Genomic DNA, 11322 nt, shown 5'->3' on the forward strand with positions numbered 1-11322 from the left:
CGCGCGGCGTCTCGCTGCTTGAGGCGCGATGCGATCATCCGCCGCCCGCCAGTTTCGCCTCGGCCTCGTCGCGGGCCTGCGGGTCGCCGACGTGCATCCAGTCGCCGTCCAGCACGCAGCCGTAGAGTCGGCCCGCGGCGGCCGACCGGCGCCAGAAACCGCTCAGCGAGAAGGGCCCGTCGGGACCGTCGGCGACATAGTCGGGCCGGCAGATGTGGACGCCCATATAGGCGAAGGGCGCGGCAGGGGCGTCGCCCCGGAAGGTCAGCATTCCGTCGTCGGCGAGGAAGAAATCGCCGTCGCCCTCGAACCCGATCGAGCCTTCGCGTCGCGCGAGAAGAAGCGCGGCGTCCATGATTGACGGATTCCACAACCGGGCGAGTTGATTCAGCCCATCGCCGCGCGGGTCGGTCCAGACGCTGTCGATATTGGCCACGAAGACGGGGTCAGACCCCAGTAGCGCCGAGGCCTTCTTCAGTCCGCCCCCCGTTTCCAGCAGTTCGGCGCGTTCGTCGGAGATGCAGATCTCCGGGCCGCGGCCGCGCGCGGCGAGATGATTTTCGAGCCGGTCGGCGAACCAGTGGACATTGACGACGGCCCGCTCGACGCCGGCGTCGTACAACCGGTCCAGCACGTGATCGATCAAGGCCCGGCCGCCGACCTCGACCAGGGCCTTGGGCCGATCGTCGGTGAGCGGTCGCATGCGGGTGCCCAGGCCGGCGGCCAGCACCATGGCGGTCTTCGGAGCGCTCATCCCCGCAATTCCGACGGCACGTGCCGGTCGAACCAGGCGGCGACCACCTCCATGCCCGGCTTCTTCAGATTGGAGTTCAGATGGGCCCAGACGCGCGGCATGAAGGCGGCGTAGCGCGGCTTGCCGTCGCGGGCGATCAGCCGCGCGAAGACGCCGAGGATCCGCGCCTCATTGAGGGTCGCGAGGGCGGCGTAGTCGCGCCGGTAGACTTCGCGGTCCACCATCATGACATCGCAATAGTGGTTGAAGCAGACCGCCTCCAGTTCCGGCGGCACGTCGCGGCGGGCGTCCTGCAGCAGCGAATGCAGGTCCCAGACCGGATGGGCCCGGACCGCGTCCTGGAAATCGATCATTCCGACCCGGCGCTGATGCAGCCGCTCGGGGAGCCAGATCAGGTTCTCGGCATGATAGTCACGATGCGCCGTCACCCAGGCCTTTTGCTCGCCCATCGCGGTGACCGGAGCCCAGATGGCCCGCCATTCGTCGATCGCCGCCGGACCGAAATCGAGCTCGGGATGGAGTTTGGGCATCCACTGCACGAACAGGTCAGCCCCGCCCTGAAGCGCGACCGCGTCATAGGTCAGCAGCGGCCAGTCGCCGCCTGGACCGGGCATGACGTCCGGCAGCAGGCCCGCCAGATGCAGCCGCGCCAGAGCGTCCACGGCCGCGATATAGAGCGGGGCCTGCGGTTCCCCCTCGTCGATGACGCGAACGAACAGGTCGTCGCCGAAATCCTCGATCACGGCCATGCCGTTCTCGACGTCCACGGCGATGATGTCCGGCGTGGACAGGCCCGCGTGCCGCAGATGATCGGCGACGGCGGCGAAGGCCTCGATCCGGCCGGCCGACAGCCGGGCCACGGCGTTCCAGCCAGCCGCATGCCGCTGGGCCGGCGTCCAGCTCGGGTCACAGGGCTGGGACTCCGTCGCCGGCGGCTGATCCATCAGCATCAGGGTGACGCCCGCCGGAGTGGTCAGCCGCTCGTAGCGGCGCGTCGAGGCGTCGCCGGCCAGCGGCGTGCGGACGGCGTCGGCGAGGCCGGCCGTTTTCAGAAAGTCGAGACGCTGCTGTTCGCGGTCAGACATGAAGGTCCTTCAGTTTCGTCTCCCATGCGCCCGCGCCCGACAAGGTCGCAACCCGGCCTTCGCCCATTTCCGCGAGGGTGACGGTCAGGATGTCGGGACCCAGCCAGCGGGCCGGATCTTCGCCCAGCCGTTCAGGCCATTCGATGATGGCGCAGCCATCGTCCAGAGCCTCGTCCAGACCGATCTCGGCCGCCTCCCCCGGCCGGGTCAGGCGGTAGAGGTCGAAATGGGCGACAGGCGGATCGCCCTCGTAGAATTGCACAAGGGTGAAGGTCGGCGAGGGCACGTCCTCGTCGGGCCTGGTCAGGGCGCGGATCAGGCCGCGCGCGAGCGTCGACTTGCCCATGCCCAGCGGCCCGTACAGCAGCACCGTCTCGCCGGGCGCGAGCCGCGGGGCGATGGCGGCGCCGAGACGGGCGGTGGCGTCGGCGTCGGCCAGAGTCAGGGGGGGGCGGATGGCGTCCGGCTCAGGCAAAGTCGGCGTCCGGCTGGCTCGGCAGGACCCGTTCGGTGAAGGCCTTGAGGCCGTAGGTCGCCTTGACCGCGTCGATATCGAGCCGGGTCGGCGGGACGGGTTTTCCGACCTTGAGCTGGAAGGGCTTGCGGCGCTTGTTCAACAGTTCGTGGAACAGGGTGATGTCCCTGAGCTCGGGCGAGATCCGGTCGAAGAGGTGGAACAGGCGAGAGGTCGGCCCGGCGACGTGGATCGGCACGATGGGGGCCGTGTATTTGCGCGCCAGGGAGGCGGCGGTGGGGGCCCACTCCGGGTCGGTGACCGAGCCGTCCCTCGCCACCCGCGCCAGCCGTCCGGCGGGGAACATGACGACGCAGCGCTCGGCCTCGAAGGCCTCTTTCGCGGCCTGGAGGGTGGCGCGGGTCTTTTCGCGGGTGCGTTTGTCGACCACCCATTCGACCGGGATGACCGTCTCGCCCAGCCGCGGCGAGACGCGCAGGGCGTCGGCGTTGGCGAAGAAGACGGCGTCGGGCCGCCGCGCCCGGATGGCGTCGAATACGGCGATGCCGTCGGCGATGCCGGTCGGATGGTTGGCGACGACGATGCAGCGGCCCGTCGCCGGAACCCGCTCGGGGTTCATGACGGCCACCTTCAGGTCCAGCAGGTCGCTCATATAGTCCAGCGCCCCGGCCCCGGAGAGCGGCCGGACCGCATCGGCCATGCGGACCGCGGCGCGGTAGTTCAGCAGCTTGTACAGAACGGGCCGGACCAGGGGCCAGGCGATCGAGCCGGTCAGACGCGGCGCGCGCTCGGCGATCAGCACGTCGCAGACGTGCGGTTCCCGGCGGGTCGGCGTGAAGGCGACGGTCTGGGTCATTTCCGCCGGTTGTCGCCGCTCGCGGCCCGCTCGGCAAGCGGCTTCCGCCTCCTGTCGCGCGGTGCTACGCCAGCGGCCGAGACTGACGACAAAGCTGCCGAGGAAACCGTCCATGCGTCACCGTTCCCTGCTCGCCGGCGCCAGCGCCGCTCTGGCCCTGTTCGCGGCCGTTCCCGCCCTCGCCGAGGCGCCGCCCGCGCCGGCCCAGGCGGCCGACGCCTTCGACTACAAGGACATGATCCCGGCCAACCGCCTGGCCGATCCGCAGGTGTCGCCGGACGGCCGCTGGGTCGTCTACGCCGTGACGACGACCGACGTCGCCGCCAACCGGCGCGCGGGCTCCCTGTACGTCATGGACCTGCGCGACGGCGGGGACGGCCGCAGGCTGGCCATCAGCGAGGGCGGGGCGAACACCGCGCGCTGGGGGTCGGACGGCAGGCTGTATTTCCTGTCGGGACGTTCGGGGACCAGTCAGGTCTGGCGCGCCGACGCCGACGGGACCAATCCCGTGCAGGTCACCGACCTGCCGCTGGACGTCAACGCCTACCGGCTGAGCCCGGGCGCGGACAGGGTGGCGGTCTCACTGGCCGTCTTCCCCGATTGCGGCGACCTCGCCTGCACCGTGGACCGGGCCAAGGCCGTGGCCGACGATCCCTCGACCGGACAGGTCTATGACCGGATGTTCGTGCGCCATTGGGACACCTGGAACGACGGGACCCAGAACCACCTCTTCGTCCAGTCGATCGGCGCCGACGGTCGCGCCACGGGGGCGCCGGTCCACGTCACCCGGGGCTTCGACGGCGACACCCCTTCCAAGCCGTTCGGCGACGAGAGCGAATTCACCTTTGCCCCGGACGGCCAGTCGATCATCTTCTCGGCCCGCCTCGCCGGGCAGAGCGAGCCGTGGAGCACCAATTTCGACCTGTGGCGCACCAACGGCCTGTCGGGCGACGGCAGGTTCGAGAACCTGACGGACGCAAACGACGCCTGGGACACCGGCCCGGTGTTCTCGCCGGACGGACGCACGATGGCGTATCGCGCCATGGCCCGCCCGGGCTTCGAGGCCGACAAATTCGCCATCTTCCTGCGCGACGTGGCCACGGGCCAGACGCGTCAGATCGCTGCGGACTGGGACCGCTCGGCCGACAGCCTGCAATGGTCGGCCAACGGAAACACCGTCTATGTGACCGCCGGCGACATCGGCCAGACCCGCATCTTCGCCATCGATGCGCGCAACGGCGTGGTCACGCCGGTCACGGGACCGGGACACGTCTCGGCCTTCGCCCAGACGCCGTCGGGCTTCGTCTTCGCCCAGGACACGCTGACGCGTCCTAGCGAGCTGTTCGTCAAGACCTTCCGCGGCCGCGAAATGCCGCGCCGGATCACCAATGTGAACCCGCAGCTGGACGATCAGGCCTTCGGCGAGCCCGAGCAGTTCAGCTTCGCCGGCTGGAACGGCGAGACGGTCCATGGCTACGTCATCAAGCCGGCCAACTACGTCGAGGGCCGGAAATATCCGGTCGCCTTCCTGATCCACGGCGGGCCGCAGGGCTCGTTCGGCAACAGCTGGTCGTACCGCTGGAATCCCGCGACCTACGCCGGCGCCGGCTATGCGGTGGTGATGATCGATTTCCACGGCTCGACCGGCTACGGCCAGGCCTTCACGGACTCGATCAGCCAGCACTGGGGCGACCGCCCGCTGGAAGACCTGCAGAAGGGCTGGGCCGCGGCCCAGGAGCGCTACAGCTTCCTCGACGGCGACAACGCCTGCGCCCTCGGCGCCTCGTACGGCGGATACATGATCAACTGGATCGCCGGCCGCTGGTCCGACGAGTTCAAATGCCTGGTCAACCACGACGGCGTCTTCGACGTGCGCGGCATGGCCTACGGCACCGAGGAGCTGTGGTTCACCGAGTGGGAATACGGCGGCACCCACTACGACAATCCGCGCGGCTATGAGGCCTTCAACCCGGTCCACCACGTCGACCAGTGGAAGACCCCGATGCTGGTGGTTCAGGGCGACCTCGACTTCCGCATCCCCACCTCTCAGGGCCTGTCGACATTCACCGCCCTGCAGCGGCGGGGAATCGAGAGCCGTCTGCTGTTCTTCCCGAACGAGAACCACTGGGTGCTGAAGCCGGCCAACAGCCTGCAGTGGCACAATGAGGTGTTCGGCTGGCTGGACAAATATCTGCACCCTGCCGAGTAGACAGGTCGAACGACAGAAGGGGCGCGTCCGCGACGGGCGCGCCCTTTTTGCCGCCCGCAACGGCAATCGCCGCCGCGCCTGAGCCTTCCGCCGCTTCGCGCGTTGTGGAGGGTTCGACGGAGTACCGCGTGTGCCCAACCCCTTGAAAGACCATCCGAACTGGCTGGTGGTGCGTGATCGCGCCCTGGTCCCGGCGGGCGCGTGGGCCAGGGACAGACGCGACTGGATCAGGGCCAACGACCCCGTCTACACCAGCTTGCGCCGCCCCGGCCGGCCCGAGCAGATCGCCGCGACGGTCACCCTGGTCCTGATCGCCCTGGTCGTCGTCTTCCTGATGCTGTTCGAGTGGAACTGGCTGCGCGGGCCCATCGGCCGCTGGGCCTCGGCGAAATACGACCGCGAGATCGTGCTGCAGGGCGATCTGGACGTGAAGCTGTTCAGCTGGACCCCCTCGGCCCACATCCGCGACGTCCGCGTCGGCGGTCCCGACTGGGCGAAGGAGAAGGATACGCTGGTCGTCGAGGACGCCCTCGCCTCCGTACGCTTCCTGCCCCTGTTGTCGGGGCAGGTCGAGATGCCGCTGGTCGAGATCACCCGGCCCGAGATCGTGCTGATCTCGACCGCCGACGGCCGCAAGAGCTGGGTTCTTGACCCGGACAAGCCCGATACCGGCCCCATGAAACTGCCGCCGATCAACAGGCTGGTCATCCGCGACGGCGCCGTCTTTCTGGACGAACAGGGCCGCAACATCCGCCTGAACGCGACCATAAACGCGCGAGAGGGCACGGACGGGAACGCCGGCTTCCACCTGGACGGGCGCGGCACGATCAACGGCACGCCGCTGACGCTGGAGGTGCGCGGCGGGCCCTTCATCAACATCAAGCGCAACAAGCCATACGGCTTCAAGGCGGAGCTTTCGGGCGTGGGCACGACCCTGATCGCGGACGGCTCGATCACCCGGCCGTTCGATCTGGGCCAGTTCAACGCCACCCTCAGCCTGCGCGGCCGCGATCTGGCCGACATCTATCTGCTGACCGGCATCACCACGCCCAACACCCCGCCCTATCGGCTGAGCGGCAAGCTGCGGCGCGACGACACCGTCTTCACTTTCAACGACTTCAGCGGCCGGGTCGGCTCTTCCGACCTGTCGGGCGACCTGACGGTCGACAAGGTCGGCGACCGCCGACGGGTCCAGGCGCAGCTCTATTCCCGCCTGCTCGACATCGACGACCTGGCCGCCGTGCTGGGCGGAACGCCGCGCGTGACCGCCTCCGGCGACACGGTGGTGACCTCCGGCGCGCCCGGCAAACTGCTGCCGGACGCCCCGCTGAACGTCGAGCGGCTGCGGGTCATGGACGGGACGCTGACCTATCGGGCCGCCCAGGTGAAACGCAACGAACTGGATGTGCGCCGGGTCAATCTGGGGGCCCGGCTCAAGGACGGAATCCTGAACCTCGACCCCGTGTCCTTCGACTTCAACCGCGGCGAGCTGGACGGGACGGCCCGCATCAACGCCACCCGCGACGTCCCGTATTCGGCGGTCGATTTCCGCCTGAGGGGCTATCCGCTGGAATCGATCATTCCCGCCCGCAACGGCGCGCCGACCGTTACGGGCCGGGCGATCGGAAGGGCGAAACTGGAGGGGTCCGGCGCCTCGATCCACGACTTCGCCGCCGGTTCGAAGGGCACGCTGAGCCTTGTGGTGCCGCAGGGCCAGATGCGGGCCGCCTTCGCCGAACTGCTGGGCATCAATGTCACCGCCGGGCTCGGCAAGCTGCTGTCAGGCGACACCGGCGTTTCCGAAATCCGCTGCGCCGTGGCCGACTTCACGGTCAGCGGGGGGACGGCGACGGCCCGGACCTTCGTCATCGACACGACGCCCGTGCTGGCGAAGGGCAGCGGCACGATCAACCTCGGCGCCGAGACCATGAACCTGCGCATCGACGGCGAGACCAAACAGGCGCGTCTGATCCGACTGTGGTCGCCGATCACCATCAGCGGCCCGCTGACCGCGCCGAAGGTCGGCGTCGACAGCGCCTCGGTCGCCGGCCAGGTCGGGCTGGGCGCCGCCCTGGGCGCCTTGATCAACCCGCTGGTGGCCCTGCTGCCGTTCGTCGATCCCGGTCTGGCCGAGGACGCCAACTGCGGCGCCCTGATCTCGGGCGCGCGATAAATCGGGCGTGGTTGAGCCGGAGCGGTCTTCCGTGCGTATCTGGACGGGTCTTCATCTGACTCCAGGGAACGCATGACCCGCAGAGGCCTGTTCGCCCCCGCTCTCGGCCTGATCGCCGCCGCCTGTTCGCCGCTGGGCGTGCTGAACAGTCTCGGTCCGCGCGACCGGGGGGTGCGGCGCGTGGCGCGCGACATCGCCTATGGCGACGACCCCAGGCAGAAGATGGATATCCACGCCCCGGTCGAGACCGGCCCGCGTCCGTGGCCGATGCTGGTCTTCTTCTACGGCGGCGGCTGGGACAGCGGCGAGCGGAAGCTCTACGCCTGGGCCGCGCAGGCGCTGGCGGCGCGCGGATTCGTGGTGGCGACGCCCGACTACCGGCTGGTCCCGCAGGTCCATTTTCCCGCCTTCACCGAGGACGCGGCGGCGGCCACAGCCATGGCGGGCCGGGTCGCCGGGCAGTACGGCGCGGACCCGGCGCGTCTGGGCGTCCTCGGCCATTCCGCCGGCGCCCATCTGGCCATGATGATCGCCCTGGACCGCCGCTACATGCTGGCGGCCGGGGCGCCGGACCTGATCAGGGCGGCCGCCGGTCTGGCTGGGCCTTACGACTTCCTGCCGTTCGACGTGCCGGCCTCGATCAACGCCTTCAGGCGGGTCCCCGACCCGACCCTGACCCAGCCTGTCACCTTCGCCCGCGCCGACGCCCCGCCGCTGTGGCTGGGCCACGGGACGGAGGACGTGATCGTCCACGCCGAGGACACCACAATCCTGTGCGACCGGATGAAGGCCGTCGGCGGCCGCTGCGAGGCGAAACTCTATACCGGCCTGAACCACGCCGACCTGATAGCGACATTCTCTCCCCTGTTCCGCCGCAAGGCGCCGGTGCTGGATGACGTGACGGGCTTCCTGCACCGCGAGCTGGGCTGACCAGCTCCCCCATGTCTCTCGCGACCGCCAGGCTTGGCCGTCTCGCCAAGGTCATGATCTTCCGCTAGAGGAGGCCATGACAGAAACGATGAACCCAACGGCGGCGCTGGACCGTCTCGAAGACCTCTACAACCAGTCCGTCTCCAACCTGCGCACCGCGGTGGGGACCTTCCTCCGGACCGGCGAACGCGCCGATCCCGGGGCCCGGGCCAAGGGCCTGTTCTGCTATCCCGAACTCAGGGTCAGCTGGTACGGCGAGCGGCCGGCCAATCTTGAGCAGCGCGCCTTCGCCCGCATGTCGCGGCCCGGCGTTTATTCGACCACCATCACCCGGCCGGATCTGTACCGCCCCTATCTGCTGGAACAGCTGACCCTGCTGGAGGCCGATTACGGCGCCACGTTCGAGGTGCGCCCGTCGGATCAGGAGATCCCCTTCCCCTATGTGATGGACGGCTCGGACGTCGCCCTGGACCGCAGCCAGACAGCGGCCGTGGCCCGCTATTTCCCGACCACGGACCTGGCCCATATCGGCGACGAGATCTCGGACGGCATGTTCGACCTGACGCGGGACTTCCCGCTGGCCCAGTTCGACGGCCTGCGCACCGACTTCTCCCTGGCCCGCCTGCGCCACTACACCGGCACGCCGGTCGAGGATGTGCAGAGCTATATCCTGTTCACCAACTACAACCGCTATGTCGACGAGTTCGTGCGCTGGGCCTGCGCCCAGATCGCGGACCCGAACAGCGCCTATGAGAAACTGGTCTGCGCCGGCGGCATCGAGATCACGCGCGACACGCCCAATCCCGAGACCGCGGTCATGGACGCGGCCTGGAAGAAGCACCAGATGCCGGCCTACCACCTGACGGCGCCGGGCTGGAAGGGCATCACCCTGGTCAACATCGGCGTCGGCCCGTCCAACGCCAAGACCATCTGTGACCATCTGGCCGTCACCCGTCCGCACGCCTGGATGATGATCGGCCACTGCGGCGGCCTGCGTCCCTCGCAGAACATCGGCGACTATGTGCTGGCCCACGCCTATCTGCGCGACGACCATGTGCTGGACGCGGTGCTGCCGCCCGACATCCCGATCCCCTCGATCGCCGAGGTCCAGCGGGCCCTCTATGATGCCGCCAAGATCGTCTCCGGCGCGCCCGGCGAGGAGGTCAAGCGGCGCCTGCGCACCGGCACGGTGGTGACCACCGACGACCGGAACTGGGAGCTGCGCTATTCCAAATCAGCGCTGCGTTTCAACCAGTCACGCGCCGTCGCCATCGACATGGAAAGCGCCACGATCGCGGCCCAGGGCTATCGCTTCCGCGTGCCCTACGGGACCCTGCTGTGCGTCTCGGACAAGCCGCTGCACGGCGAGATAAAGCTGCCGGGTCAGGCCAACCGCTTCTACGAAGGCTCGATCTCGGAGCATCTGCAGATCGGCATCCACGCCATCGATCTGCTGCGCGCCGAGGGCAACCGGCTGCATTCGCGCAAGCTGCGCGCCTTCGACGAGCCGCCGTTCAGATAAGGTCGCCCGCCGCTTCGCTACTTGAGGCGAAGGCTATTTCTTCAGGCGCTTCGCATTGGCGACGGCCGTCCTGTGGATCGGGCGCAGGGCGTCGGCCTGACCCTTCAGCAGTTCGCTGTTGAGGGTCAGCATCTGGCCGGCCGCGCGGCTCCACCAGCCGACGGCGTAGCTGTACTGGGCCTGCAGGGCCGCCGCCGGGGTCGAGGCGGAGGCGATCGAGGCGGCCGCCTTCGAGGCCAGTCCCGCTTCCGTCAGGGCGCTGGAGCCGACCCGGCCGCTGATGTCGCCAAAGGTTTTCACCATGGCCGAGGCCGAGGCGGACAGGGCCTCGACCTTTTCCGTGCTCATCAGCGACATTTCCGTCAGGTCGGCCTTGCGCGGATCGGCCAGGCCGGCGGCCATGATGCCGAGGCGGGCGTTGATCACGTCGCCGGCGGCCTGCAGCATCTCCCCGCCGGACAGGGCGGCGTTGGCGGCGGTGGTCGCCTGGCGCGTCAGGCGGCGGCCGGTCTTCAAAGCCTTGTCGAACTGGGTCATGACCCCTGCCTGGACCTCTTTCAGACGCCCGGCAAGACCTCGGCCGAGAAGTCGGCCACATCCTTGAGCAGGGCCGGGACCGCCGCGTCGATGATGGTCCGGCCCTTCTCGGGACTGGCCTGGGCCGGGTCCGAGCCGATGCGGCCGTCGGGGAAGCGGGCGCGATAGTCGAGGGCGTCGCGGATCGGCCCCACGGGCGCGATCTGCGGGCTGTAGTCGGCCGTCTTGATCCGGTCCGGATAGGCGGCCTGGGTCACCGCGATCTCGGACGGGGTGGCGTGCATGCCGTGGCCCGTCGGGAACATGCGGTTGCACAGGCTGTGGACCCCCGGCAGATCCCACCAGTTCTTCAGCTTCAGCACGAAGGGCGGCTGTTCCTCGACAAACGACCATTCGGCGTAGATTTCCGCGAAGGTGGCCTCGATGGTGGCGACGTTGCCGCCGTGGCCGTTGAGGAAATAGATCCGCTCGAAGCCGTGCCGGCTGAGCGACGAGACCCAGTCGGTGATGGCGGCCATGAAGGTCGAGGGTCGCAGGGAGATGGTGCCCGCGAAGGCCAGGTGATGCTGGGCCATGCCGATGTTGAAAGTCGGAGCCACGACCAGGCTTTCGTCCTGCTTCTCGGCGGCGTGGGCGATGATCTCGGGGCACAGCCAGTCGGTGCCCAGCAGGCCGGTGGGGCCGTGCTGTTCGTTCGAGCCGATGGGCACGACCACGGTCCTGGTCGTCTTCAGCCGCGCATCGATCTCGGGCCATGAGGAGAGGTGGATCAGCATGGGTA

The 11322-nt window shown here is 69.0% G+C and carries 10 protein-coding genes; 4 read left to right on the forward strand and 6 right to left on the reverse strand.

Features of this window, described 5'->3' with window-relative positions:
• Positions 1-34: 34 nt before the first annotated feature.
• Genes murU through BrevBR_RS08025 form a run of 4 tightly spaced genes read right to left on the reverse strand, consistent with a single transcriptional unit; the run spans position 35 to position 3170 of the window.
• Positions 35-754, reverse strand: coding sequence for an N-acetylmuramate alpha-1-phosphate uridylyltransferase MurU (gene murU / locus BrevBR_RS08010; protein ID WP_332638855.1), 720 nt, complete (start codon positions 752-754; stop codon positions 35-37).
• Positions 751-1839 carry an N-acetylmuramate/N-acetylglucosamine kinase AmgK gene (amgK, locus tag BrevBR_RS08015; RefSeq protein WP_340000538.1) on the reverse strand — a complete coding sequence of 363 codons (1089 nt, stop codon included), beginning with the start codon at positions 1837-1839 and terminating at the stop codon, positions 751-753. The genes murU and amgK overlap by 4 nt, the downstream gene beginning before the upstream one ends.
• A complete protein-coding gene (gene tsaE / locus BrevBR_RS08020) occupies positions 1832-2314 on the reverse strand; it encodes a tRNA (adenosine(37)-N6)-threonylcarbamoyltransferase complex ATPase subunit type 1 TsaE (RefSeq protein WP_340000539.1) in 483 nt (160 codons plus the stop codon). The genes amgK and tsaE overlap by 8 nt, the downstream gene beginning before the upstream one ends.
• Entirely contained in the window at positions 2307-3170 is an 864-nt protein-coding gene (locus tag BrevBR_RS08025) for a GNAT family N-acetyltransferase (RefSeq protein ID WP_340000540.1), read from the reverse strand. The genes tsaE and BrevBR_RS08025 overlap by 8 nt, the downstream gene beginning before the upstream one ends.
• A gap of 112 nt (positions 3171-3282) precedes the next feature.
• On the opposite strand from BrevBR_RS08025, the gene BrevBR_RS08030 reads away from it, so the two are divergent.
• From BrevBR_RS08030 to BrevBR_RS08045, 4 genes are all read left to right on the forward strand, one after another.
• Positions 3283-5379, forward strand: coding sequence for a S9 family peptidase (locus BrevBR_RS08030; protein WP_340000541.1), 2097 nt, complete (start codon positions 3283-3285; stop codon positions 5377-5379).
• 130 nt (positions 5380-5509) lie between these two features.
• A complete protein-coding gene (locus BrevBR_RS08035) occupies positions 5510-7552 on the forward strand; it encodes an AsmA family protein (RefSeq protein WP_340000542.1) in 2043 nt (680 codons plus the stop codon).
• A 72-nt stretch (positions 7553-7624) separates the two neighbouring features.
• On the forward strand, positions 7625-8482 hold the full coding sequence (locus BrevBR_RS08040) for an alpha/beta hydrolase (RefSeq protein WP_332638861.1): 858 nt from the start codon (positions 7625-7627) through the stop codon (positions 8480-8482).
• A gap of 76 nt (positions 8483-8558) precedes the next feature.
• A complete protein-coding gene (locus BrevBR_RS08045) occupies positions 8559-10004 on the forward strand; it encodes an AMP nucleosidase (protein WP_340000543.1) in 1446 nt (481 codons plus the stop codon).
• 33 nt (positions 10005-10037) lie between these two features.
• On the opposite strand, the gene BrevBR_RS08050 is transcribed toward BrevBR_RS08045, so the two are convergent.
• Positions 10038-10541 (reverse strand): phasin, encoded by a 504-nt coding sequence (locus BrevBR_RS08050; protein WP_340000544.1) that lies wholly within the window; start codon positions 10539-10541, stop codon positions 10038-10040.
• 20 nt (positions 10542-10561) lie between these two features.
• A complete protein-coding gene (locus BrevBR_RS08055) occupies positions 10562-11317 on the reverse strand; it encodes a creatininase family protein (RefSeq protein ID WP_332638865.1) in 756 nt (251 codons plus the stop codon).
• Positions 11318-11322: the final 5 nt, after the last annotated feature.

Source organism: Brevundimonas sp. BR2-1 (assembly GCF_037626195.1).
Taxonomy (GTDB): domain Bacteria; phylum Pseudomonadota; class Alphaproteobacteria; order Caulobacterales; family Caulobacteraceae; genus Brevundimonas.